Source organism: Natronococcus occultus SP4 (assembly GCF_000328685.1).
GTDB lineage: Archaea > Halobacteriota > Halobacteria > Halobacteriales > Natrialbaceae > Natronococcus > Natronococcus occultus.
The window spans coordinates 3,295,054-3,317,428 of record NC_019974.1; the positions used below are offsets into that span (position 1 = coordinate 3,295,054).

Below are 22,375 nucleotides of genomic sequence, written 5' to 3' on the forward strand. Positions count from 1 at the left end.
CGGAGGCTGGTACCCGTGACGCGGTTCGTCTCGGGCGAGGACTGTACGATCGCCGACGACGCGACGATCGACCACGGCGAGTTCGCGGAGCCGACGCGGATCGGCGCCGACGCGACGATCAGGGCCGGCTCGATCGTCTACGGCGACGTCACGATCGGCGACGGGTTCACCACCGGCCACGACGTGTTGATCCGCGAGGGAACCACGATCGGCGACGACGTCCTCGTCGGTACGAAGACCGTCATCGACGGCGAGACGACGATCGGCTCCCACGTCAGTCTCCAGACGAACGTCTACGTGCCGACCGAGACGACGATCGGTGACAACGTCTTCGTCGGCCCCGGGGCCGTCATGACCAACGACGAGTACCCCATCCGGACCGAGACCGATCTCGAGGGGCCGACCCTCGAGGACGGCGCCTCGGTCGGGGCGAACGCGACGATCCTGCCGGGCGTGACCGTCGGCAAGAACGCGTTCGTCGCGGCCGGCGCCGTCGTCGTCGAGGACGTCCCCGCCGACAGCCTCGCGGTGGGCGCACCGGCTGGAACACAACCGCTTCCCGACCCCCTCGAGGGGCCGAACCAGCTCGAATGACCGATACCGAAACTGACGCCGACGCCGACAGCGGTATCGAACGCGTCTCCGAGGACTCGGAGATCGACGAGTCCGTTCCGATCGCCGACCCGTCGCTCGGCGAGGACGTGATCGACCGGGTCCGGGACGTCCTCGAGCGCGGCGCGCTCGCCGACGGGCCCGAGGTCCGTGCCTTTGAGGAGGAGTTCGCCGCCTTCTGTGGCGCCGATCGGGCGGTCGCGACCTCGAACGGGACGACGGCGCTGGCAACCGCCCTCGAGGCGCTGGGTCTCGAGGACGGCGACGCGGTCGTCACCTCGCCGTTTTCCTTCGTCGCGAGCGCGAACGCGATCCGGCTCGCCGGCGGAATCCCGGTGTTCGCGGACATCGATCCCGAGACATACGCACTCGATCCCGACGCAGTCGAGCGGGCGGTCCGCGACCGCGAGGACGTCGTCGGTCTGCTCCCGGTCCACCTCTATGGGCTCCCGGCCCCGATGCCCGCGCTGTGCGAGATCGCCGACGAACACGATCTCTTCGTCCTCGAGGACGCCTGCCAGGCCCACGGCGCGAAGTGTGAGGGGACGCGGGTCGGAACCTTCGGCGACGCCGCCTGCTTCTCGTTTTACCCGACCAAGAACATGACGACGGGTGAGGGCGGCATCGTCACGACCGACCGCGAGGACGTCGCCGAGCGGGCGGCCAGGTACGTCAACCACGGCCGCGGCGAGACCGGTACCGGAGGGTACGACCACCTCGAGCTGGGCCACAACCACCGGATGACCGGGATCGCGGCCGCGATCGGTCGCGTCCAGCTCGAGCGACTGCCGGCGCACAACCGGGCCCGACGGGAGCACGCGGCCGCCTACGACGAGGCGTTCGCCGAGCTTCCCTTCGAGACGCCGACCGAGCCCACCCGGTACCGCCACGTCTACCACCAGTACACGGTGCGGGCGAGCGACCGGGACGCGCTCGCGGCGTCGCTCGCCGATCGAAACGTCGACACCGGGATCTACTACGAGCGACCGATCCACCGCCAGCCGGCCTACGACTCAGTGAGCACGGCCGCGGCGACGTTCCCCGAGGCCGAGCGAGCCGCCAAAGAAGTCCTTTCCCTGCCCGTCCACCCGACGCTCTCGGCGGGCCAGCGACAAACCGTCGTCGAGGCGGTGCGGAACCACTACGATACGCAATGACAGACCAACCACCCCTCAGAATCGGCGTCATCGGCGCCGGCTCGATGGGCGAGAATCATGCGCGGGTGTACAGCGAACTGCGAACCGTCGATCTCGTCGGCGTCGCCGACCGCAACCGCGAGGTCGCCCGGCGGGTCGCCGCCGAGTACGGCACCGACGCCGTCGAGTTCGAGACGCTGCTGGATCGGTGCGACGCCGTCACCGTCGCGGTGCCGACCCACGCCCACGCCGACGTCGTCTCGCGGTGTCTCGAGGCCGACCTCGACGTCCTCGTTGAGAAACCGATCGCGGGCACGGTCGAGGAGGGCCGCGCCCTCGCCGAGCTGGCACGAGAGCGGGACCGCGTCCTCCAGGTCGGCCACATCGAGCGGTTCAACCCCGCGGTGGGGATGCTCGAGGAGCTGGTCGACGACCTCGAGATCATCGGCGTCGAGGCCGAGCGGCTCGGTCCCCCGATCAACCGCGACGCGCCCGGTAACGTCGTCTTCGACCTGATGATCCACGACGTCGATGTCGTCGGCGCCGTCCTCGACCGGGAGCCGACGTCGATATCGGCGATCGGGGCGGCCGACGGCCGGTACGCGACGGCGACGATGGAGTACGACGACGTGGTCGCGACCCTGACCGCGAGCCGAGTCACCCAGAAGAAAGTCAGGAAACTCACCGTCACCGCCAGGGAGTGTCTCGTCGAGGTCGACTACCTCGAGCAGTCCGTGCTGATCTATCGGGACTCCTACCCCGAGTATCTCACCGACGACGGCCAGAACCGCTACCGCCACGAGAGCGTGGTCGAACGTCCTCGGATCGGGACCGGGGAGCCGCTGCGTCACGAACTCGAGTCGTTCGTCGAGGCCGTCCGTACCGGATCCGAGCCCGAGGTGACCGCCGAGGACGGCGTCAGGGCCCTCGAGACGGTGCAGGCGATCGACTCGCGACTCGACCGACGACGACAGCGGGAGGTGAACGCCCGATGAGCGATCGTCCGCCTGCACCGTACGACGACGACCTGACGGACGAGGCGTTCCGCGACCGGCTCGTCGGCGGCGAGATCCCCGTCGCCGTCTACGGGCTCGGCAAGATGGGGCTCCCCCTTGCGGGCGTCTACGCCGAGATGACCGGCAACGTCACCGGCGTCGACGTCGATCCGGCGGTCGTCGAGAGCGTCGAAGACGGGCGGAGCCACGTCGTCGGTGAGCCCGGGCTCGACGTCCTCGTCGCCGACCAGGTCGAGCGCGGACGGCTCGGTGCGACGACCGACGGCGCCGGGGCCGCCGGCGACGCTCGGATCCACGTGATCATCGTGCCGACGCTCGTCACCGAGGACGACGATCCCGACCTCGGGACGGTCGAATCGGTTGTCGAAGACATCGCCGCGGGGCTCGCGCCGGGCGATCTGGTGATCGCCGAGTCGACGCTGCCGCCGGGCTCCTGTCGGGACGTCCTGTTGCCACACCTGTGCCAGGAAAGCGGGCTCGAACGGGGGACGTTCGGGCTCGCGTTCTGTCCGGAGCGCACGAAGTCGGGCAGGGCCTTGCAGGACATCCGCGGGGCGTACCCGAAGGTCGTCGGCGGCGTCGACGCGGCCAGCACCCGCGCGGCCGAGCTGATCTACGGGGAGCTCACGAGCAACGAGGTCCACCCGGTCTCGGACGCGACGACCGCGGAGGCCGTGAAGGTGTTCGAGGGCGTCTACCGCGACGTCAACATCGCGCTGGCCAACGAACTGGGCCGGCTCGCCGACGAGCTGGGGATCTCCGTCCGCGAGGCGATCGACACGGCCAACGGGATCCCGGTCTGTCAGCTCCACGAGCCCGGCCCCGGGGTCGGGGGCCACTGTATCCCCTACTATCCCCACTTCCTGCTCTCGCGGCTCGAGGAGCCGATGCCGGTGATGCGGACGGCCCGGGAGCTCAACGACGCGATGCCGTCGGTCGTCGTCGACAGGCTCGCCGACGAGCTGGCGGCGACGGGAGTCGACCTCGCCGAGGCCTCGGTCGCGGTGCTGGGAATCACGTACCGACCCGGCGTCGAGGAAACCCGCGCGTCGCCAGCGATCGGCGTCATCGAGGCGCTTCGGGAGGCCGGGGCCGACGTCGTCGGCGTCGACCCGCTCGTCGATCCCGCCGAGTACGGGGCTCGCCCGGTCACCATCGAGGACGTCCCCGAGAAGTCGTTCGACGGCGTCGTCGTCGTCACCCCCCACGAGGAGTTCGAGGCGATCCCCTGGGGCGACCTCGAGCCGATGGTCGTCCTCGACGGACGGGACGCCATCGACCTCTCCGGGACGGGCCACCGCCAGTACACCCTCGCGGGAACGCACGCGGGGTCGTCGCCCGTCGTGAACGCGGGCGAACTCGAGGACGCGAGCGACGCGCCCGACCCGGAGCCGACGCGAACGGACGGTGGGGGCGATGTATAAGGGTCAGTCAGTCGCGGTCGTCGTCACCGCCTACGAGGAGGCGGCGTTCGTCGGTCGCGTCCTCGAGACGGTGCCCGACTACGTCGATCGGATCTACGCCGTCGACGACGCCTCGCCCGACGACTCCTGGGCCGTCATTCGGCGCGTCGCCGAGCGGATCAACGAGTCCACCGAGCCGACGCGGACGGTCGCCGATGGCGGCGACGGCCGACGGGTCGTCCCGATCCGCCACGAGGAAAACAGGGGGTACGGCGCCGCCGTCAAGACCGGCTACGAGCGGGCCGTCGACGACGGGATCGACGTCGTCGCCGTGATGAACGGCGACGGGCAGATGGATCCCGCGATCCTCGACCGGATCCTCGACCCCGTCGTCGACGGCGAGGCCGACTACGCGAAGGGGAACCGGCTGCTCACGCCCGAGGACCGCGACTCGATGTCGACGTTCCGGTTCGTCGGCAACGCCATGCTCACGGGGCTCTCGAAGTTCGCCACCGGCTACTGGACGCTGTCGGATCCCCAGAACGGGTACACCGCCATCTCCCGGGAGACGATCGAGCGCCTCGACCTCGAGGCGATCACGGATCAGTACGGCTTTCTCAACCACCTCCTGACCCACCTCAACGTCGCGGAGTGTCGGGTCGCGGACGTCCCCATGACGGCCGTCTACGGCGAGGAGGAGTCGAGCATCCGCTACCCGGCGTTCGTCCAGTTCGTCTCGCTACTCCTGCTCCGGAGTTTCTGCTGGCGGCTCAAGATCCGCTACGTCGTCCGGGGCTTTCACCCGGCCGTCGTCTTCTACGGCGCCGGCGCGACCGGGCTGGCCGGCGGGGTCGCGGGGCTGGTCGGCTCGCTCGCCCGCCACCTCCGGGGTGCCGAGAGCGTTACCGACGCGATCGCGTCCTTCGTCGCCGTGCTGGTCGGCACGACCGCGCTCGGGATCGGTATCTGGCTCGACCGCGAGGAGAACGCCGCGCTCGAGGTGGCCCCGTCCGACCGACTCGACGAGGACGTCACCGACGAAACGTCCTCGGAGCGACTCGGGGAGACGGCACCCCAGTCGGTCGACTAGGGAAGCGAGTGTCCCGTCCTCGGCGCCGGGTCGGGAGATCCGTTCCGCAAGACGAGCGAACGGGCTATCGAGCGCACGAACCACGCGTCCTCGATACACTATATAAAGTACCCCTCAAATAACGGACGTCCACTCACCCGTGTTCGGCTCCTCCGTACAAATACAAGAGGTCAACTGATCATGTCTACTACTACTCGAAACAGACTCGAAAGCCGGTATGCGGGAATCACGCTCGAAGGACAACCCCACGCGCTGTCGGCGTGGTTCATCGTCGCCCTGCGGTTCGTGATGGGCGCAATGATGCTGTTCGCCGGACTTGGCAAGTTCGCGTTCGTCAGCGGCGAGGCGTTCGATGCCAGCGGCTTCCTCGTCCACGGTATCGATCCAGCCAGCCCCGTCAGCGGTTTGTACGCCGCGATGGCGGGCAACGCGATGTTGCTCGAGGTTATCAACGTCGTCGTCCCGGTCACACAGGTGCTGATCGGCGTGGCACTGATCGCCGGCGCGTTCGTCCGGCTGGCCGCCCTCGGCGGCGCCATCCAGATGAGCATGTTCTACCTCGGCGGCTGGGAGGGCCAGTGGCTCGCACTGTTCGACTCGACGCTGATCTACGCCGTCGTCTTCCTGGCCATCGCGGCCTTCGGCGCCGGCCGGATCCTCGGGCTGGACCGCTACATCGCGCAGCTCCAGGTTGGCGGACAGGCGCTCGTCGAGCGCTTCCCGAAGCTTCGATACCTGCTGAGCTAACTCCGGATCTTTTTTGGCTGAAAACTGGGAGAAAACCCACAGCTTCGGTCGTGCCGATTGACCCCGTCGAAACCCTCAGTCGGTGATCGATTTGGGGAGTCGTGCTGAACACACAGCCGAGCGTCACACGAACGATTCTCTACCACTGATCGAGCGCAACCGTTGCCGAAGCAAACACCGAGATCTCCAGCAGCGGTCAAAACCAGGCTGCTGGACGCGGGGAACAACGTTTTCCCTGTCAGCCAACTACGGGCGAATATGGACGTCCGAGAGCCGGAGGCTCTCGTTCCAGCGGCTGTTGATACACTCCCGATCAACTTTGCAATCCTCGATAGTGAGGGGACGATCCTGTATACGAATCACGCATGGCGAGCGTTCGGCAGGGCCAACGATATCGACCTTCGGCCGGATACGATCGGTACCAACTATCTCGAGATCACCGAACAGGCGGAGACGGAAACGGCTCAAACTGCTGCCACCGGGTTGTCCGAAATTTTGACGGGTGAACGGGAACTCTTCGAGTTCGAGTACCCGTGCCACTCTCCCGACCAGCAACGGTGGTTCCTCATGCGGGCAGCACAGTTTACCGACGGTAATCGGAGATACGTTGCTGTCGCCCACTTCGATATCACCGACCGGTACGAGTACCAGCGTCGGCTGGAAGAATCCAACGAGCGCCTCCGACAGTTCGCCCACGCTGCCTCCCACGACCTCCAAGAGCCGTTACGGATGATCACGAACTACCTGCAACTGCTCGAGCGCCGGTATAGCGACGAACTCGACGAAGATGCCGAAGAGTTCATCGAGTTCGCAGTCGACGGTGCCGAGCGGATGGAGGCGATGATCGAGGGGCTTCTCACGTACTCCAGGGTCGAAACGCAGGAAAACTCCTTTGATTCGGTCGATCTCGAGGCAGTACTTGAGGATGTTTTGACCGACCTCGGCATCCGGATCGAGGAAACCGATGCTGAAATCACCGCCGAACCGCTGCCGACTGTCAGCGGTGACGCCAGCCAACTCCGCCAGCTCTTCCAGAACCTGTTGGAGAACGCTCTCCAGTACAGCGGCGAGCAGAAGCCTCGAGTGTCGATCGCTGCGACGCGTGACGAGGACGAGTGGGTGATTTCGGTCAGCGACGAGGGGATCGGTATCGATCACGAAGAGGCAGACCGAGTTTTCGAGGTGTTCCAGCGGCTCCACAGCCACGAGGAGTACGACGGGACGGGGATCGGCCTCGCACTCTGTGAGCGAATCGTGGAACGACACGGTGGCGAGATCTGGGTTGCCGCCGACTCCGACGGCGGATCGACGTTCTCGTTTACGCTTCCGCGAGCTGACACCTGAGCCCGTTTTCGAGGGCTGCGGTCACCCGGTGTATTCGGCACGCAGTTTTGACAACGGTTGGATGAAAACGACGAACGCTCCGTTACCCTGCCTGGAACGCCATCACCGAGAAATTCGGCTACTGAAGAACTAGCTCCACCTCCGTTCGAGACGCTCACTCGATTCACCCGCCGATGACGCTGGGCGTGCAGGCAGCACCACTATTCGCGGGAGGAAACACGGGAAAGCTGTGATCGAGAAACTGCCACGGAGCGAGGGTAACAGCATCGGCTACGAAGCCACCGACGAACTGAGCGAGGACGAGTACGCGGAGATCCTGGCCGACGTCGAAGCGGCGATCGACGAGTACGGTTCGGCGAAACTCCTGCTGGATCTCTCCGGCGTTTCCGACTCGTACGCCGAGTTCGACGCGTACGAGGAGGATTTCGGCTTCTACCTTCGACACGGGGAGGACATGGACTGTTACGCGGTCGTCGGCGACGACAGCGTCCTCGAGTGGGGAACGGAGCTCAGCGATCGAGTGACCGAGACGGATATCGAGTTCTTCGACGCGGAGGATCTCGACGACGCGTGGGAGTACGTCGAAGAACAGTGACTCCTCCCACGACTGACGTCGTGGGCGTTCTGTAGCAGGAGCACGCCGTTGAGAGACCCGTTGTCAGAAACGGAACAGTCAGTCGACACCGTCGGCTCGGCTACGGGTCAGCCGCGTCCGAACCGCTCTTCGGACCGGACAGGGGGAAGTCGACTTCGATCGTGTCGTATTAGACTGGGGACCGTGAATCGCCAGTAACGACGGTTTTGTGCCGACTACAGCGATTGCGAGCGGGGGCGAATCGCCTGCTTGGCCGGCGGACTGAGCCGATCGAGCGAGCCCCGCGCGGTCGCGATGTCGACGAGCAGGTCGGTCAGGTTCACCAGCTCGCCGACGTAGGCCTGCCGGCGCCGCTGCCAGCGAGCCGGGACGCCCTCGTCGCCGAGGACGTCGATCGCCCGATCCCGGAGGTTCTCGTAGGCGTCGAACTGTTCGGCGAGCCCGGCCCGCTCGAGGGCCTGGAACTCGCCGTACTCGTGGTCGTCGGTGCCCCGGTAGCGGAACGCGGGGGTGCCAAGCAGGGCGGCCTCGGTGGCCATCGTTCCCGTGTCGGCGACGAGCAGCGAGGCCTCGGCCATCGCGTCGTGGATCAGTGCGGGGTGGAGGTCGTACGGCCGAGCCGGGGAGTCCCGGAGCTCCATCTCGCCGCGCTCGTCGGAGACGAAAACGGTTGCGTCCTCGCTCAGGCGCTCGATCAGGTCCCGGCGCTGCTCTGGCCGAAAGCCCTCGAGATCGGTATCGTGGAGGGCGTCGAGGGCGTTGAACCGCAGGAGGACGTACGGCTCCTCGGGATCGACCCCGAGGTACTCGCGGATCCGTCCGTCGGGCTCGAAAACGTCGGGGTGGAGGTAGGCACACTCCTTGAACCCCTCGAAGGTGTAGTGGTCCGGCCCCAGGTCTCGCCGGGTCACCGCCGGTGAGAGGATGCAGTCGGCGAACGGACGGGAGACGGTGTGGTTGAAATCGCCCGGCTCGTCGTCCAGCACGAGCACCGTCGGCGCCCGCGTCACCGTCCCCGCGAGGGCGGCGTAGGGCCCCCGTCCGAAGACGACGTCGGGGCGAAACCGGACCGACTCCCGGACGATCGTCCCGAGCTGGCCGCCCAGCTCGCGGGCGAACCGCAGCCGGGAGTAGGCGTCGGTACCGTGATCGCCGTACACCCGATACGGCATGCCGAAAAACTCGAGCAGGTCGGTCGTACAGGCGTACTCGCGGGTCAACACGAGGACGTCGTGGCCGGCGCGTTCAAGCCTGTTGACGGTGTGGCGGTACAGGTGGACGTGGGCGGGGGTGTTAGCGAAGACGAGAATCCGCATCGCCTCCCCGTAGCCGTCGATGACCCTTTGTAATAGTACAGCTACCCGTGGACGAAGCCACGGCAGGCGCCGCGAGCCGAACCGTTGTGGGCCGACGCGTCGCGGTCCGGCCGCGTTTCGCTCGCGTAGGCTCTCCGTACCGACCGCGATCGAGCGGTTTCCGGACCCATAACAAACCGTTGCGGACCGGTTGCCTCCGTCGATGAACGTCCTCGTCGTGACGGCCAACGCCGACGCGCCGTTTCTGACCCAGCAGGTGGACGCACTCGAGGCGCGGGGCGTTGCCGTCCGGATCCTGCCGATCGCGGGCGAGGTCGGCGCCGACGTCGACCGGAGCCCGCTGGATTACGTCCGGACGGTCCCGCGGGTGCTCCGCGAGGCGGGTCCCGAGTACGATCTGGTCCACGCCCACTACGGGCTGACTGCGCCCGCCGCGCTGGCTCAGCTGCGACTGCCCGTCGTCCTCTCGCTGTGGGGCTCCGACGTCTACGGCCCGGCCGCACCCGTGAGCAAGCTCTGTGCCCCGCTATGTGCGGAGACGGTCGTCATGTCGGACGCGATGCGGACCGAACTCGGTCGGGGGACGGTGATCCCCGACGGCGTCGATCTCGAGCGGTTCCGCCCCGAATCACGGGCCCGCGCCCGCGAGGACGTCGGGTGGTCGGCCGACGAGTACCACGTCCTCTTTCCCTATTCGCCCGCACGCACGGTGAAAAACTATCCGCGGGCCGAACGCGTCGTCGCTGCCGCCTCGCGACGCCTGGACAGACCCGTTCGACTGCAGACGGTCTCCGGGGTCGACCACGACGCGGTCTCGACCTATCTCAATGCCGCCGACGCCCTGCTTCTGACCTCCGATAGCGAGGGGTCGCCCAACTCAGTCAAGGAGGCCCTGGCCTGCAACGTGCCCGTCGTCTCGGTCCCGGTCGGGGACGTGCCCGAACGGCTCGGCGGGGTCGACCCCTCGGTCGTCGCGAGGACGGACCGGGCGCTGGTCGCGGGCCTGGTCGACGTCCTCGAGCGCGGCGAGCGCTCGAACGGGCGGGAGGCGGCTCGCGAGGTGAGCATCGAACGAACCGCCGACAGGATGCTCGCGGTCTACGAGCGAGCGACCGGAACGCGGGTCGCCGACCGCGAGCGCGAGCGGGAGGCCGTCGCCTCGCGGTAGCTGGGCGATCGCGGGACTACTCACCGAAGACGGCAGCGACGTCCTCGAGCAACGCTCCGGCCGACTCGTGGCCCTCGTACCGGACGGTTCCAGTTCGCCGATCGAGCTCCAGCCAGCCCCGGGATTGCAGCTTCGGCAGCTGGTGGTGGACGATCGCCGACGACAGCTCCTCGCGGTCGCGCTCGGGAATCCGCCTGTCGAGGTGGACGACCAGTTCCTCGACCGTCGCGGTGGGGCCGCCGGCGTCGTTCTCGAAGTAGTGGACGATCTCTCAGCGAAGACTGTCACGCAGCGTGTCGAGGACCCTGTCCACCGCCGGTGCTTTCTCCGGATAGCAGGAACGAGCGACCATAGGAATGGTACCATCTGACACAGTATAGCAATACCGGGGCGAGCGCTCGTGCCGTGCGAGGACGTCCTATCCGAACTCCGTCCGGTACCAGGCGGCCGTCTCCGGAAGGTGGGCCTCGAGCGGGCGGTAGGTGTAGCCCAGTTCCTCGTGGGCCTTCCGGGAGGTGTAGAACAGCCGCTGGGTCGCGAGCCGAGCCATCCGGCGGTCGAAGGGGAACACGCGCCGACCGGTGGTGGCGTCGACGAGTTCGGCGACGGGACCCGCCGCGTGAATCGCAGTCGGCGGGACGGGCACCCGCGCGGGAGCGCCGTCGAGGGCGTCGCCGATCCGCGAGACGGCCCGGTCGTAGGTGAGGTTCTCGCCGCCGAGGATGTAGTGTTCGCCGCGCTCGCCGCGTTCGGCCGCGGCGACCAGCCCTGCGACGACGTCGTCGACGCCGACGATACTGAGTCCTCCGGGGAGGTAGGCCGGCATCGTCCGTTCGATCCCCATCGCGAGCAGCTGGGCGGTGAAGTTCCGATCACCGGGGCCGAAGATCGATGTCGGGTGCGTCGTCACCGCGTCGCCGGTTCGCTCGGCGTAGCGGTCGACGAGGCTCTCGGCTCGGGCTTTCGAGGCCTGATAGGCGCCGATCGGTTCGGCGACGTTGGTCTCGTCGGCGACGGGGTCGCTCCCGTTCGGACGGCGCGTCCCCGAGGTGCTCGTAAACACCACGCGCCCGGCGTCGGTCGCCGCACAGGCCTCGAGCAGGGTCGCGGTCCCGTCCCGGTTGACCCGGTGGACGGTCTCCGGGTCGGCGTTCCAGAGGCTCGCGCCCGCGAGGTGGAAGACGACGTCGGTGTCGTCGACCAGCGACTCGAGGACGCCCCGATCGAAGAGGTCGCCGACGTACCACTCGACGTCCTCGGGGTCGTCCCGACCGGGGCCCGAGCGGCTGAGCCCGCGGACCTCCCACCCCTCGGACCGGAGATGGTCACAGAGGTGGGTTCCCAGAAACCCCGTTGCGCCGGTGACTGCGGCGGTGTCCCCGGTCATCGCTCGAGCTGGGGCGGGACGGCGTCGCCGCTGGTCGCCGCGTAGAGGCGGTAGGCAGTCGAGACGGCCGGATGGGTGTCCTCGGACGGCGGTAGTCGTCCGCCGGAGAGTCGCTCGCGGACCGCGTCGAGGTCGAGCTCGTCGAGGTTCTCGACGGCGACTGGACGGGTCGACTCGGGAACCAGTTCCGAGAGCGCCTCGTCGTCCCCGATCGCGCGACCGAGCAGGGAGGTGGCGACGGCGTCGACGGCCGGGGCCGACCCCGACAGCACCGCGTCGACCGCGGCGGGATCGTCCCCGTAGGCGACGACCCCGTCGAGGACGGCGAGGACGGGTTCGACCGCGCGGGTCACTGCGATCGCGATCCGTTCGGGTTCGGCGGTCGAGCGGACGAGTCGGGCGAGCGTTCGCGTCGCTCCGGCGACCATACCCTCGGCGGTCGGCCGCAGCGTCGGCACGACGATCGTCGGCGACTCGAGCAGCGGCTCCGGCACCGAGAGCGCGACCGATCGCCCTCCGGCGGATCGGTACTCGTTTCGTTTCGGGACGTCGGCCAGATCGACCAGCGCGGCCCCGACGCGCTCGGCCAGGCGGTCGTACCCCAGATACGACGCCGTCCGCTCGAACGCGATGCGGTCGTCGCTGCGCCCGAGGACGGCGACGTCGGCCCCGAGCTCGCGATCGAGCCACGCGGCGACCGCGCCGACGACCGCGGGATCGGTCACGACGCCCGTCGAGGGGTGGAACGGGTAGTGTGCGTCGGGCGCGATCGCGACCCGATCGGCGTCCTCGAGACGGTCTCGATGGGGAGCGAGGACGGTTCCGACGGCGTCCTCGAGGCGGGCCCGCCGGGTGTCGACGTCGGGCCGCCAGCCGCGGCCGTCGCGATCGACCGCGGCCAGGCGAACGGCGTTCACGGGCGCACCTCCGGCAGCTCGATCTCGGTAGCTGTGGTCTCGGCTGCCAGATCGTACGCTCGCTCGGCGAGCGCGAGCGACCGCCGCCCATCGCGGCCGCTGACGGGCGGCTCCTCACCGTTCCGGATCGCCCCGACGAAGTCCGCCAGCGCGTCGTAGTGGGCCTGCAGGTAGAACGTCGGCCCGAACACGGTTCGGTCGGCGGCGCCGACGCGGCTGGCGACGTTCTCGAGGGCGGCCCGGGCCGCGCTCGCATAGAAGTGCTCCGGGAGGTGCTCCTGGTTGGTGATCGTGCCCGTGATCCCCTCCAGGCGCAGCCGGGTGTTGACCTCGGGGAGCTCTTCCCACTGGTAGGAGCCACAGTGCAGCGTGACCGTCGTTCCCGTCTCGGGCGCGCGCAGCAGGACCGTCGCGGCGTCCTCGACGTCGATGTCGAGGGTGTGGCCCGTCGTCGCCGCGCGCACTTCTAGTTCGCCGAACAGCCACTCGAGGACGTCGAAACAGTGCACGCCGAGCTCGAGCAGGGAGCCGCCCCCGACGGCGTCGGAATCGAGCGGCCAGGAGGGGGGTGCGGCGTCGGCTGGGGGGCGCCCGAGCGGGCCGTCGTTGAGCCGGGTGATCGAGGCGTAGGGAACGTGACCGACGCTGCCGTCCTCGTAGGCCGACTTGACGCCGACCATGTCGGGCTGGTAGCGAAGCGTGTGGTCGACGCCGACGGCGATCCCGGCCTGTGTCGCGGTCTCGAGCATCCGATCGGCTTCCTCCGTCGAACGGGCCAGGGGTTTCTCGACGAAAACGTCGACCCCGTGCTCGGCAGCTCGTTCGACGGCCTCCGCGTGGAGAAAGGGCGGGAGTGCGACGACGGCGACGTCGAGATCCTCGGCCGCGAGCAGCGCCGCGTAGTCGTCGTAGGTGCGCTCGACGCCGGCCCGTTCGGCCCGCTCGCGGTTCTCCGGAACCGCGTCCGCGGCCGCGACGACCGCGACGTCGGGCATCGCGAGCGCGGATTTCAGGTGCACCGTGCCGATGTTACCGACCCCGAGGACGCCGACCGAGAGCGCCCCGGAGTCGCTCGCTCGGCTGCGAAACTGTGAGAGCATTCGCTCGAGAAGGTGGTGTCAGCGGGCTTTGTTATCGTCGCCGTACTCCGATATCTCGGAGAGTAGATCACCCATTCCGGTCGAACACGTGTCTTACTTTCCGTCGCCGAGTTCGGCGACGCGACGGTGACAGGGCGCGATCGTTCGACCGTCGACGCTGTTTGTGTTCCCGCCGATACCCTGAACGGCGACCCGGCGGGCGACGTCGGCCATCGTCTCGACGGTGAGGTCGGTCTCGGCGCGTCGTTTGTCGAGATACGCGAGGACGGCACGCATCCGTTCGTCGTCGCGCTCGTGGGTGAGGTTGTTCGGATGGAGCCACATGTGAAAGGTTCCGTCGCTCGCCGCGGCCTCGTCGATTCCGCGACGGGCCATCGTGACCATTGGATCGCTCCAGACGGATTCGGCGACCGTTCGCGCGGGCCCCTCGAACCCGAACAGGAACAGCGACGCCGGGACGTTCACCAGCCCGTACTCGTCGACTGCGGGCTCGACGAGCAGCGACCGGGACCGGACGGTCGAATCGAAGAGTCCGCGGATCCCGTCGGGAGTCGGCGACCGCCCCCGGTAGGCGGCGACGCCGTACTCCGCGAGGACGTCGCGGTGGCCGATGTCGTTTCGGGGGTAGATAAACGAGTCGACGGTCTGATTCCATTCCCGGGCCAGTTCGACGCTTCGCTCGAGTTCGGCCGCGGCGAACTCGTGGTCGGTCTCGGGACGGCCGAACAGCGCGTGGGAAAACGAGTGGCTGGCGAACTCGTGGTCGACGTCGGACTCGAGGATCGCGCGGACGAGCTCCGGACAGTACCGGAGGTCCTCGCGGTCGCGCCAGGCGCCCCGCTCGCGGTCGAACCAGCCGTCGGGGGCGGGGTGGTCGGCGTGGCGCCCGTCACAAGAGTCGAGCATGAGGTGGCCGACGACCGCCCAGGTCGCCGGCACGTCGTACTCCGCACACAGCTCGAGCATCGTCTCCCAGCCGCGTCGTCCGGCCTCGACCCGGTCGGTCGGTGCGGGATCGAGGTCGTGGAATCCCCATCCCAGCTCGGCGTCGAGCGAGATCACCACGCTTCCCACAGCGTCCACCACCGTTGGGGCATACTCATGTTCGAGCCGATAGCGGCTGTATCGTTTTGTTATGGGCGCCGTTCCGCGCCCGTCGCCGTCCTGACGAGTCAGTAAGCGATCGATACCGGTTGCCGGTAGCAGGGAGACGACGAACCCGACCGTCGGTAGGGACCGACAACGCCTCGCGGGTCGGCGTCGAGCCCGCTGAAGCGGATCTATAACAAAGCGGTCGTCGGCGCACCTCCACCACAGTAGACGTTTCGAACGTCCCGATACCCACCCATGAGCCCATCTTCCACCCCATCGAAGCGAGCGTTCGTCCTCGGACTCGACGGCGTACCGTGGCGGCTGATCGAGCGATGGAGCGACGCCGGCGAGCTCCCGAACTTCGCCCGCATGCGCGAGGAGGGAGCCTCCGGCGTCCTCGAGAGCACCCGTCCGCCGACGACGCCGCTCGCCTGGCCCTCGATCGCCACCGGCGTCTGGCCGGACAAACACGGGCTCTACGGCTTCCAGCGACTCTCGAGCGAGTACTCCCAGCGGATGTATACGAGCCACGACCGGCGCCAGCCGGCCCTCTGGGACCAGCTCTCGCCGGCCCACGTCGGCAACGTTCCGATGACCTACCCGGCGAGCGAGCTCGACGGGACGATGGTGACGGGGATGATGACTCCCTCGACCGAGCGGGAGTTTACCTATCCGCCCGAGCTCCGCGCGAAACTCGAAGAGCGGATCCCGGAGTATCGGATCAGCCTCGACTACCCAGACTACGCCGACCGCCTCGAGGCGTTCCCCGCCGCTGTCGACGACATGCTCTCGAAACGCCGCGAGCTGATGCGCCTCCAGATGGAGGAAGCCAGCGACGACTGGCAGCTGTTTTTCTTCGTCTACACGGCGCCCGACCGGTTCCAGCACCTCGTCTGGGAGATGGACCAGCTGCTCGAACACTACAGGCGGCTCGACGAGATCCTCGGGGAGGTCATCGAGTACGCCGACGATCACGTCGCCGACCTCTATGTTGTCTCCGACCACGGGTTCGGGCCGATCGAGACGCTCGTCTACGTCAACCGGATCCTCGAGCGCGAGGGGTATCTCTTCCGGCAGGAAAACGAGGGCACCCGCGGCGCGCTCGCGAGCCTGGGGATCTCCCGGGACACCATCACGAACACGCTCGAGCGGGTCGGCATCTCCGAGGACGTCCTCGTCTCGACGCTCCCCCGCCGGCTCGTCGACTCGGTCGCCGAGCAGATCCCCGGCGACCACGCCCTCTACGACGTCGACTACGAGCGTACCGTCGCGTTCGTCCACGGGGCGGGCAACTGTTACATCAACGACGCCGAGCGCTTCGAACACGGCGTCGTCGACCCCGGCGACGTCGAGCGGATCAAGGCCGAACTCGTCGACGTCTTCGAGTCCGTCACCGACGACGGCGACCGCGTCCTCGAGGTCTTCGACGGCGACGAGCTGTTTCCGACCGACGAGCGGTCGCCGGACCTGGTCGTCAACGGCACGGACGGCTATGACTCGCGAAACACCATCTCCGACGAGACGTTCGGCGAGACCGGGACCTACGCCGCCAGCCATCGCAGCAAGGGGATCGTGCTCTGTCGGGGCCCCTCGATCGACGCCGGGGCGACGCTGCGGGGTGCCCGCGTCGTCGATATCGCACCGACGCTGCTGCACGGGATCGGCGAGCCGATCCCCGAGAACACCGACGGCCGCGTCCTCTTCGACGCCTTCGACGAGCGGGCGACACCCTCGCGGACGAAAGTCGAGCGAACCGCGGTGTCGGGCGGCGACGGCGGCGAGGTCGAGGAGGACTTCTCCGACGTCGAGGACCGGCTGAAGGGGCTGGGTTACATGGAGTGAGCCGCGCCGTCGAACCCGTCGGGAGCGTCGAGCCTACGGTTTGCAAGCACAGCGACTACCCTCCGTCGGTCCGCATTCTCACGTATGGTCGACGAGGACCTCGAGCTCGAACGCGACATCGGCGAAGCGACGATCGTCTACGACGAACCAGACGAGGGCGTCGCCAGGAAGACGGTGCCCAACGAACACGTCGCGTACTTCCAGGACCACTGGATCATCAAAACCGACGAGGACGAGGAGGGCCACGACATCGTGCGACGGATCCCTGCCAAACGAGTCCACTACGTCGAGCGCTCCGTCGAGGAGTTCGAGGAGGAGGTGAGCACGCTCGTGGATCAGGTTCAGTCGTTCGCCTCCGACCTCCGGACGAAGATCCCGGTCGGCGGCGGCCCCTCGGGCGGTCGCGGCGAGGGCGAGGACGTCGAACCGATCAACGTCGACATCGACGAACCCGACGACGAGACGCCCGGTCGGTAGCTGGAGGCGATCTCGCTACCGCGTCTCGGACGCCGAACCGTCGTGCGCGCTTCGGGGCCGGGACAGGCCATCCGTCACGTGGTGGGGCGTACTGACCGCCAACGATTCTGCCAGCTTCGCCAGCTGGTCTTCGCAGGGCGCGTTTGGATCACGACGGTCATCCGAGGACACATCGCGTCACAGGGTGATCTCGTCGCCACTGCACCGAGTGGCCGTTGATCAGTCTGGCTTTTCGCCGTCATCCATGAGGGAAGAAACGATGAGTCGTTTGGTCCCACGCCGAAGGAGACCACTGGCTGCAGGTTGAGAGATATCCAGAGTAGCGGCGACTTCGCTGAGAGTTGCGTTCCGCGGGTCTTCGAAATAGCCTGCGTCGAGTGCGACGAGGAGTGCCTCTCGTTGGCTATCGGTCAACCCTGCGTCCGTCTTCCCCAAACTAGCGTACTCGTTTACGCGCAGTAACTCGATCTCGATGCCGTTCCGTTCTGCATAGTCCCAGAGAGGAGCCAGATTCGTCCGGTCGGGCAGCCACACTGTTAGCACCCAACCGTTTCCGTCGTTTTTCATATCGAGTATGACACCGTTCGCGGTCGAAATGATCGGTGAGATGACCTTCGCTTCGTCCGTGTACTCGAAGCTATAAATCGCCTTCTCGTCTCTGGTTTCGATGACTCGTTCGAACTCGCCGATGGTGTGATCGTTCCGCAATCCGTCTTCGAACCGGCGGAAATCAGATGACCGTATGCGATAGAAGAACTTCCCCGATGTCGGGTCAGTTCCTGCCTCTAGCACCGACCTGACGGTCGCACTCTGGTCGTGAGTGACTGTCTTTGTGAGCACGATGTCAGGGTGCTCGACTCGGACGACTGCTTTGATATCAGTCACTGTTCTACGGGGTAGGTGTCTGTAATATATGAGCATGTATATCTGGCAAGGTCCTGCGCAACTAGCAGAACCGGTTCGGTGCATACTGAGGATAGTAACGCATTGACGGCACGTGCCGAACCGGCGTCGGCGAAACGCGACAGCCAGCGTCTGCGTTCAGCAGCCGGGAACGCACGAATCATCTAGACCCATATAAATGGATTATTCGATTAAGGGAGAGACCAATTCGGACACGGTCGGTATACAGTATGTATGGCACGGAGAGACCATCCCGGTGACCGAGGCAGCGCCAGTGAACCGAAATTCTACCTCCCCGGCGGGGACACCCCACCGTTCTATGCCGGTCGCTTCGAACGTCTCTGGGCGTCGCTGTTCAACTACGACGTTGAATCACGATAATGGGTTTTCCTGAGATCGATTCGGCTGTGTTCTTTGGTTCGATCACGATGATAACGTGGGGTATCTGGGTAGTCTTGGGGAACGCTGCCTCGGAGTCTATCGACCCGAGGACGGCCGCCGCGATCTCCTATCTCGTTGCGGGACCGCTTGCACTCGGATACATCCTCGTTTCGGACGCATCGCTTGCCATTACTGCGAGGGGCGGCCTGCTCGCCGGCGTGGCCGGATTGTTCACCGGAATCGGCCTGATTTCGATGTACATCGGACTTTCCGGAGGGTCGACGACGGTCGTCTCTACTCTCGGTGCGATGTACTTCGTCGTTGCGGCGCTCATCGGAATGGTTATCCTCGGAGACGAAGTGACGATAACGAGGTTTGCTGGGATCGCGTTCGCAATTCTCGGGGTCGTCCTGGTTTCACAGTAAATCACCCTCCGAGGGTACGTAACGCGAATCCGGAACGGATCTGCCGACCCCGGTTTCAGTTCCTGCAGGTGCGGGTATCAGCTTACGTCGCGTGACCACGAGGGACGGCCATGGGCGAGGACGTCGACGTCGACACTGTCGGGAGCGTCCTCGAGGACGCGGTCGCTCGCTCGATCCTCGTCCAGACCACCAGGGAACCCATGTCTGCCAGCACACTCGCCGAACGATGCGGCGTCTCGGAGGCGACGATCTACCGGCGTCTCGAGACGCTTCGGGCGTCCGATCTGGTCGCGGAGACGACCGTCCCCGATCGCGACGGCCACCACTACAAGGTGTATCGATCGAACCTGCACCGGCTGACGGTCGATCTCACCGAGGACGGGTTCGACCTGACGATCGAGCGCAAGGAGACCGCAGCCGATCGGCTCACCAGGCTGATCGAGGAGCTGTGACGATGGCCGACCGCTCACTCCCCGCAGGGGTTTCGATCGAGGCGGTCGTCCAGGGGGGCCTGTTCGTCATCCTCACCGTCCTCGGGCTCGCGATCATCGCGATCGCCATCCAGGGGTATCGACGGAACCGGAGCCGACCGATGCTGTTTCTGGCGCTTGGCTTTGCCGGAATCATCTTCCCGGAGCTCATCGTGGCGGGGGTCACCCAGTTCGTCACCGAGCTCTCCCAGTTCTGGATGGTGACGTTCTTCCAGGTGACCAACGTGTTCGCCTTCCTCTGTATCCTCTACGCGATCACGATGGAGCCGTGACATCCTCGCCCGCCGTAAACGGCGGGAATCTCTCGCTGCTCAAAGATAGCTCGGAGACGACGCCCGACACTCGCCGCGTGTGGCCTCTTCTCGAACTAGCCGGGCACAGCTTCGGATCCTGAAGCTGTGGCTCCGCGCCTTAGTGTACTGGTGTGGTTTCTCTTTGCATGGCACGCTCGACGATCGACGGCGACTCCCGATCGGGGGTCGCCGACCGACTCCTGTACGGACGAACCGACGCCCGTCTCCGCGCGGTCTGGCGGGTCCTCGCGCCGCTTGCAGTCGGCCTCGGGATCTACGTCCTCGCACACGCGGCGGTGGAACTGTACGGCGGCGACGTCCTCGCTCCGCTTGCCGATGAGTCGGCAGTCCTCGGTGCCGCGGTGATCTTCGCCGCGCTGGCGGTCGCAGTCGCCGCGGCCGGCCTCGCAGCACTTGTCGTCGCCGCGAAACTCGATCGGCGTTCGATCGCCGACTACGGGTTCGACCGCTCCCGACGGTGGCGCCGGGACTTCCTCGCGGGCGCAGCGATCGGTGCCGCCGCGGGGCTCGGCACCGTCGGCTACCTGGCAGCGCGGGGATACGCGACCCTCACCGTCGAGCTCACGGGCGTCGGCGCCGACTCCGCGCTGGTCGGCACCGTTGTTCTCGTGGCGATGCTCGCTTTCCTCCTCGCGAACACCGCCTTCGAGGAGATCGTCTTCCGGGCGATCCTCGTCACGAACGCGGCCGAGGGCTTTCGCTCCCGATCCGTCGGCGCCGCGACAGCCGTCGTCGGCGCAGTCGCGGTCAGCGTCCCGGTGTTCGGCGCGTTGCATCTCCTCGGCGGCGGGATCGGGGCCGTCGTTACGAGCGCGATCGGGGGGATCCTGTTCGCGGCCGCGTACGTTCTCACGGGGCGACTGGCGCTGCCGATCGGCGTCCACTTCGGCGGAATCGTCTTCGTCAGCGCCACCCAGTCGCCGCTGTCGGCCGAGCCGGAGCTCACCCTGCCGTCGCTCGTCGCGATCACGGACGTCCTCGAGCCGTCGCTGCTCGCCGGCGTCGAGCTGTGGCTCGTCAGGCTGGCGATCGGCCTCGCGCTCGTCTGCGTCTGGGTTCGGTTCGCCTACGGGAAGCTCTCGATCACCGAGCGAGTGATCTCCTGAGTCTCGTCACCGATCGGAACGAACCAGCCTGAGCCCCGCCCTGGCCGCCGTCCAGGCGGGATACAGCCTGTTGTAGACGCTGCTGGGCGCGTTCCGGGCACCTGCACGGAGGAGGCGGTGGGACAGCGGCGGTCCCGACTCCGAGACGAGATCGTCGAGGTCGACGTCCTCGAGCCACTCGAAGAACGCCCGTTCGGTCGCCGACTCGGGTTCGACCTCGCGGGCGCGCTCACGGATGTCTTCCCACATGTACCGCTCGTCCTGGCCCAGTACCCACTCGCCGTCCTCGAGAGCGACCCGGAGGCGCTCGTACTCGTGGTCGGCAAAGGAGTAGCCGTGGTCGGTCGGCTCGAGCCCCGCAAGCCGGAGGCCGACTGCGGTCCGGTAACACTTCTCACAGCGTCCGCAGTTACCGTCCATCCGAACGTTGCAGGTCTGGAGCTCGAGATCGGGGGCGTCGCTGCGGACGTAGTCGGCGAGGACGTCGAGTCGCTCCTGTCGGGTGAGCTCGTAGCCGTCGTGGTGACACCGGGTGCCGGCCCAGCGGACGCTGTCGTCGATATCGGGACGGGAGCCCCACTCGAGCTCGATCCCCTCCCAGTGGGTAGCGGCGACGTAGAGGTCTTCCATCCCGCGGGCGGCGGCCAGCGGGGCACAGAGCCCGAGCAGACCGAGCCCGTGGCCGACGGAGCTGTACCAGGCGCCGTCGACGTAGCGCTTGTAGTGGGCAAGCAGCATGGGGTGATCGAGGAACGAAAGCATGTTCGACTCGAGGAAGGCCGTTTCGAGTCCCCGTTCTGCCGCGAACGCCTCGACGCGATCCGTGAGCTGGCGCCACTTCTCGTCGTCGTCGGGGTCGGGCGTGATCGTCCACCCGCGGATGCTGATCAACGTGGGCTCTTCCTCGCGGTGGCGGACGTACGAGCACGTCGAGTCGACGCCCCCCGTGAACAGCAGCCCGCTCTCGCCGTTCGCCGGCGGGTTGGGATCGATCGTTCGGCGGGCGTAGAGGGTCCCACCTTCCAGAAAGTCGTACATCCCGCAGAGAGTCTCCCGAACGTCTTCGAGCGCGCGGGCGAAGGTCGCGTCGACCTCCTCGACGTAGACGTCCGCGCCGCTGGCCCACGCGACGGGACAGACCTGCGCGAGGACGGGGATCGCCAGCACACCTTCGGGGACGTCCTCGATCGGGACGTCGTACTCGGTTCGGAACGGCTCGCCGGTCAGGAACCGCTCGAGGTCAGCGGTGGCACGCGCCTCGCACTCGAGGACGGTGCCGTCGGCGGTCGGCCGGTCGATGATGATGGCGCTCATACACGTGGTCGTCCCGCGATCGACACCGCGAACGTACAAAAACAGTGACCGTCGTTGATCCGCTGCGGTTTCGGAAACCGGTCCGTAGCTCCCCTACCGTCGTCGACAGGGACGGCATACTCGGATCGGAACCGAACGAGTCCCCCGTTCGGGTTCGCGCTGGAGTTCCGTCGAACCGGCGTTTCAACCTGTTTCGCCG

23 protein-coding genes are annotated in these 22,375 nt (G+C 67.1%); 16 read left to right on the plus strand and 7 right to left on the minus strand.

Annotated features, from left to right (window positions below; genetic code table 11):
• The first annotated feature begins 15 nt into the window (after positions 1–15).
• The 8 genes from NATOC_RS16105 to NATOC_RS16140 all read left to right on the plus strand — a co-directional run bounded on the left by NATOC_RS16105 (position 16) and on the right by NATOC_RS16140 (position 7,943).
• Positions 16–594, plus strand: coding sequence for an acyltransferase (locus tag NATOC_RS16105; protein WP_015322539.1), 579 nt, complete (start codon positions 16–18; stop codon positions 592–594).
• Positions 591–1,769, plus strand: coding sequence for a DegT/DnrJ/EryC1/StrS family aminotransferase (locus NATOC_RS16110; RefSeq protein WP_015322540.1), 1,179 nt, complete (start codon positions 591–593; stop codon positions 1,767–1,769). Before NATOC_RS16105 ends, NATOC_RS16110 begins: the two co-directional genes overlap by 4 nt.
• Positions 1,766–2,743: a Gfo/Idh/MocA family protein gene (locus NATOC_RS16115; protein WP_015322541.1), complete on the plus strand. Its 978-nt coding sequence runs from the start codon at positions 1,766–1,768 to the stop codon at positions 2,741–2,743. The genes NATOC_RS16110 and NATOC_RS16115 overlap by 4 nt, the downstream gene beginning before the upstream one ends.
• Complete coding sequence (locus NATOC_RS16120) at positions 2,740–4,188, plus strand: nucleotide sugar dehydrogenase (protein WP_015322542.1); 1,449 nt, start codon at positions 2,740–2,742, stop codon at positions 4,186–4,188. The genes NATOC_RS16115 and NATOC_RS16120 overlap by 4 nt, the downstream gene beginning before the upstream one ends.
• A complete protein-coding gene (locus NATOC_RS16125; protein WP_015322543.1) occupies positions 4,181–5,257 on the plus strand; it encodes a glycosyltransferase family 2 protein in 1,077 nt (358 codons plus the stop codon). Before NATOC_RS16120 ends, NATOC_RS16125 begins: the two co-directional genes overlap by 8 nt.
• A 180-nt stretch (positions 5,258–5,437) precedes the next feature.
• Entirely contained in the window at positions 5,438–6,004 is a 567-nt protein-coding gene (locus NATOC_RS16130) for a DoxX family protein (RefSeq protein ID WP_015322544.1), read from the plus strand.
• A 258-nt stretch (positions 6,005–6,262) separates the two neighbouring features.
• Positions 6,263–7,348: a PAS domain-containing sensor histidine kinase gene (locus NATOC_RS16135; RefSeq protein ID WP_015322545.1), complete on the plus strand. Its 1,086-nt coding sequence runs from the start codon at positions 6,263–6,265 to the stop codon at positions 7,346–7,348.
• A gap of 229 nt (positions 7,349–7,577) precedes the next feature.
• Complete coding sequence (locus tag NATOC_RS16140; protein ID WP_015322546.1) at positions 7,578–7,943, plus strand: SpoIIAA family protein; 366 nt, start codon at positions 7,578–7,580, stop codon at positions 7,941–7,943.
• A gap of 215 nt (positions 7,944–8,158) precedes the next feature.
• Here NATOC_RS16140 and NATOC_RS16145 read toward each other — a convergent pair whose 3' ends face one another.
• The gene (locus tag NATOC_RS16145) at positions 8,159–9,259 is read right to left on the minus strand and encodes a DUF354 domain-containing protein (RefSeq protein WP_015322547.1); all 1,101 of its coding nucleotides are present in this window, start codon (positions 9,257–9,259) and stop codon (positions 8,159–8,161) included.
• 202 nt (positions 9,260–9,461) lie between these two features.
• On the opposite strand from NATOC_RS16145, the gene NATOC_RS16150 reads away from it, so the two are divergent.
• Both NATOC_RS16150 and NATOC_RS16155 read left to right on the plus strand, forming a co-directional pair.
• Positions 9,462–10,427 (plus strand): glycosyltransferase, encoded by a 966-nt coding sequence (locus NATOC_RS16150; protein WP_015322548.1) that lies wholly within the window; start codon positions 9,462–9,464, stop codon positions 10,425–10,427.
• A 67-nt stretch (positions 10,428–10,494) separates the two neighbouring features.
• The gene (locus tag NATOC_RS16155) at positions 10,495–10,797 is read left to right on the plus strand and encodes a hypothetical protein (protein WP_049888815.1); all 303 of its coding nucleotides are present in this window, start codon (positions 10,495–10,497) and stop codon (positions 10,795–10,797) included.
• A gap of 48 nt (positions 10,798–10,845) precedes the next feature.
• Here NATOC_RS16155 and NATOC_RS16160 read toward each other — a convergent pair whose 3' ends face one another.
• The 4 genes from NATOC_RS16160 to NATOC_RS16175 all read right to left on the minus strand — a co-directional run bounded on the left by NATOC_RS16160 (position 10,846) and on the right by NATOC_RS16175 (position 14,905).
• Positions 10,846–11,814, minus strand: a complete 969-nt coding sequence (locus NATOC_RS16160) for an NAD-dependent epimerase/dehydratase family protein (RefSeq protein WP_015322549.1) — start codon at positions 11,812–11,814, stop codon at positions 10,846–10,848.
• Positions 11,811–12,731 (minus strand): DUF362 domain-containing protein, encoded by a 921-nt coding sequence (locus NATOC_RS16165; RefSeq protein ID WP_015322550.1) that lies wholly within the window; start codon positions 12,729–12,731, stop codon positions 11,811–11,813. The genes NATOC_RS16160 and NATOC_RS16165 overlap by 4 nt, the downstream gene beginning before the upstream one ends.
• The gene (locus NATOC_RS16170; RefSeq protein ID WP_015322551.1) at positions 12,728–13,831 is read right to left on the minus strand and encodes a Gfo/Idh/MocA family protein; all 1,104 of its coding nucleotides are present in this window, start codon (positions 13,829–13,831) and stop codon (positions 12,728–12,730) included. Before NATOC_RS16170 ends, NATOC_RS16165 begins: the two co-directional genes overlap by 4 nt.
• A 93-nt stretch (positions 13,832–13,924) precedes the next feature.
• A complete protein-coding gene (locus tag NATOC_RS16175; RefSeq protein ID WP_049888816.1) occupies positions 13,925–14,905 on the minus strand; it encodes a polysaccharide deacetylase family protein in 981 nt (326 codons plus the stop codon).
• A gap of 273 nt (positions 14,906–15,178) precedes the next feature.
• Between NATOC_RS16175 and NATOC_RS16180 the strand changes: the two genes are divergently transcribed.
• Together NATOC_RS16180 and NATOC_RS16185 are read left to right on the plus strand one after the other, a co-directional pair.
• Positions 15,179–16,765 carry an alkaline phosphatase family protein gene (locus tag NATOC_RS16180; protein ID WP_015322553.1) on the plus strand — a complete coding sequence of 529 codons (1,587 nt, stop codon included), beginning with the start codon at positions 15,179–15,181 and terminating at the stop codon, positions 16,763–16,765.
• An 84-nt stretch (positions 16,766–16,849) separates the two neighbouring features.
• Entirely contained in the window at positions 16,850–17,242 is a 393-nt protein-coding gene (locus NATOC_RS16185) for a hypothetical protein (RefSeq protein WP_015322554.1), read from the plus strand.
• Positions 17,243–17,461: 219 nt separating this feature from the next.
• Here the strand turns inward: NATOC_RS16185 and NATOC_RS16190 are convergent, their stop codons facing one another.
• On the minus strand, positions 17,462–18,127 hold the full coding sequence (locus NATOC_RS16190; protein WP_049888954.1) for a helix-turn-helix domain-containing protein: 666 nt from the start codon (positions 18,125–18,127) through the stop codon (positions 17,462–17,464).
• A 398-nt stretch (positions 18,128–18,525) separates the two neighbouring features.
• Between NATOC_RS16190 and NATOC_RS16195 the strand changes: the two genes are divergently transcribed.
• The 4 genes from NATOC_RS16195 to NATOC_RS16210 all read left to right on the plus strand — a co-directional run bounded on the left by NATOC_RS16195 (position 18,526) and on the right by NATOC_RS16210 (position 20,862).
• Entirely contained in the window at positions 18,526–18,951 is a 426-nt protein-coding gene (locus NATOC_RS16195; RefSeq protein WP_015322557.1) for an EamA family transporter, read from the plus strand.
• A gap of 110 nt (positions 18,952–19,061) precedes the next feature.
• Positions 19,062–19,403 carry an ArsR/SmtB family transcription factor gene (locus NATOC_RS16200; RefSeq protein ID WP_015322558.1) on the plus strand — a complete coding sequence of 114 codons (342 nt, stop codon included), beginning with the start codon at positions 19,062–19,064 and terminating at the stop codon, positions 19,401–19,403.
• 2 nt (positions 19,404–19,405) lie between these two features.
• Entirely contained in the window at positions 19,406–19,714 is a 309-nt protein-coding gene (locus NATOC_RS16205) for a DUF7521 family protein (protein ID WP_015322559.1), read from the plus strand.
• Positions 19,715–19,881: 167 nt separating this feature from the next.
• The gene (locus NATOC_RS16210) at positions 19,882–20,862 is read left to right on the plus strand and encodes a CPBP family intramembrane glutamic endopeptidase (protein WP_015322560.1); all 981 of its coding nucleotides are present in this window, start codon (positions 19,882–19,884) and stop codon (positions 20,860–20,862) included.
• 6 nt (positions 20,863–20,868) lie between these two features.
• On the opposite strand, the gene NATOC_RS16215 is transcribed toward NATOC_RS16210, so the two are convergent.
• Positions 20,869–22,176 carry a hypothetical protein gene (locus NATOC_RS16215; protein ID WP_015322561.1) on the minus strand — a complete coding sequence of 436 codons (1,308 nt, stop codon included), beginning with the start codon at positions 22,174–22,176 and terminating at the stop codon, positions 20,869–20,871.
• Positions 22,177–22,375: the final 199 nt, after the last annotated feature.

What these genes read in the sequence shown, in the direction of transcription:
- NATOC_RS16110 (WP_015322540.1), top strand. Translation starts at nt 591, where the DNA reads ATGACCGATACCGAAACTGACGCCGACGCCGACAGCGGTATCGAACGC.
- NATOC_RS16115 (WP_015322541.1), top strand. Translation starts at nt 1,766, where the DNA reads ATGACAGACCAACCACCCCTCAGAATCGGCGTCATCGGCGCCGGCTCG.
- NATOC_RS16120 (WP_015322542.1), top strand. Translation starts at nt 2,740, where the DNA reads ATGAGCGATCGTCCGCCTGCACCGTACGACGACGACCTGACGGACGAG.
- NATOC_RS16125 (WP_015322543.1), top strand. Translation starts at nt 4,181, where the DNA reads ATGTATAAGGGTCAGTCAGTCGCGGTCGTCGTCACCGCCTACGAGGAG.
- NATOC_RS16130 (WP_015322544.1), top strand. Translation starts at nt 5,438, where the DNA reads ATGTCTACTACTACTCGAAACAGACTCGAAAGCCGGTATGCGGGAATC.
- NATOC_RS16135 (WP_015322545.1), top strand. Translation starts at nt 6,263, where the DNA reads ATGGACGTCCGAGAGCCGGAGGCTCTCGTTCCAGCGGCTGTTGATACA.
- NATOC_RS16145 (WP_015322547.1), bottom strand. Translation starts at nt 9,259, where the DNA reads ATGCGGATTCTCGTCTTCGCTAACACCCCCGCCCACGTCCACCTGTAC.
- NATOC_RS16150 (WP_015322548.1), top strand. Translation starts at nt 9,462, where the DNA reads ATGAACGTCCTCGTCGTGACGGCCAACGCCGACGCGCCGTTTCTGACC.
- NATOC_RS16160 (WP_015322549.1), bottom strand. Translation starts at nt 11,814, where the DNA reads ATGACCGGGGACACCGCCGCAGTCACCGGCGCAACGGGGTTTCTGGGA.
- NATOC_RS16170 (WP_015322551.1), bottom strand. Translation starts at nt 13,831, where the DNA reads ATGCTCTCACAGTTTCGCAGCCGAGCGAGCGACTCCGGGGCGCTCTCG.
- NATOC_RS16180 (WP_015322553.1), top strand. Translation starts at nt 15,179, where the DNA reads ATGAGCCCATCTTCCACCCCATCGAAGCGAGCGTTCGTCCTCGGACTC.
- NATOC_RS16185 (WP_015322554.1), top strand. Translation starts at nt 16,850, where the DNA reads ATGGTCGACGAGGACCTCGAGCTCGAACGCGACATCGGCGAAGCGACG.
- NATOC_RS16195 (WP_015322557.1), top strand. Translation starts at nt 18,526, where the DNA reads ATGGGTTTTCCTGAGATCGATTCGGCTGTGTTCTTTGGTTCGATCACG.
- NATOC_RS16200 (WP_015322558.1), top strand. Translation starts at nt 19,062, where the DNA reads ATGGGCGAGGACGTCGACGTCGACACTGTCGGGAGCGTCCTCGAGGAC.
- NATOC_RS16205 (WP_015322559.1), top strand. Translation starts at nt 19,406, where the DNA reads ATGGCCGACCGCTCACTCCCCGCAGGGGTTTCGATCGAGGCGGTCGTC.
- NATOC_RS16210 (WP_015322560.1), top strand. Translation starts at nt 19,882, where the DNA reads ATGGCACGCTCGACGATCGACGGCGACTCCCGATCGGGGGTCGCCGAC.
- NATOC_RS16215 (WP_015322561.1), bottom strand. Translation starts at nt 22,176, where the DNA reads ATGAGCGCCATCATCATCGACCGGCCGACCGCCGACGGCACCGTCCTC.